The following is a 561-nucleotide window of genomic DNA, read 5'->3' as shown; positions in this document are numbered from 1 at the left end:
CTTGTTCAGATATAGGTAATTTATTTACTTCATGTTTTTCTTCAGCTGCCGCGTACTTATTACGATAAAAAATTTAAGACATTAAAAGAGAATCCTGATATCGATGTAGAGGAAATTAAAAGTTGGTACGCGGCAGCTGAAGAAAAACATGAAGTAAATAAATTACCTATATCTGAACAAGAAATAACCAGCAGTAAAGGAATAGAAGTCGGGCATATTTTTTATATAGGCTCAAAATATTAACCGAATATTTTGAGCCTATATAAAAAATATGCCCGACTTCTATTCCTTTACTGCTGGTTATTTCTTGTTCAGATATAGGTAATTTATTTACTTCATGTTTTTCTTCAGCTGCCGCGTACTTATTACGATAAAAAATTTAAGACATTAAAAGAGAATCCTGATATCGATGTAGAGGAAATTAAAAGTTGGTACGCGGCAGCTGAAGAAAAACATGAAGTAAATAAATTACCTATATCTGAACAAGAAATAACCAGCAGTAAAGGAATAGAAGTCGGGCATATTTTTTATATAGGCTCAAAATATTAACCGAATATTTTG

At 31.2% G+C, this 561-nt stretch carries 2 pseudogenes; both read left to right on the top strand.

The window, feature by feature from the left end:
• Window positions 1–57: 57 nt before the first annotated feature.
• Window positions 58–240 (top strand): annotated as a pseudogene (locus O6R16_RS08130) (proline--tRNA ligase); the annotation flags it as partial.
• A 123-nt stretch (window positions 241–363) separates the two neighbouring features.
• Window positions 364–546, top strand: a pseudogene (locus O6R16_RS08125) (proline--tRNA ligase); the annotation flags it as partial.
• Window positions 547–561: the final 15 nt, after the last annotated feature.

Origin of the sequence: Candidatus Rickettsia tasmaniensis (genome assembly GCF_036857515.1) — a bacterium.
Classification (GTDB): domain Bacteria; phylum Pseudomonadota; class Alphaproteobacteria; order Rickettsiales; family Rickettsiaceae; genus Rickettsia; species Rickettsia rickettsii.
Note: the sequence above shows the minus strand (reverse complement) of the source record. Positions and strands in the feature narration are given on the sequence as shown.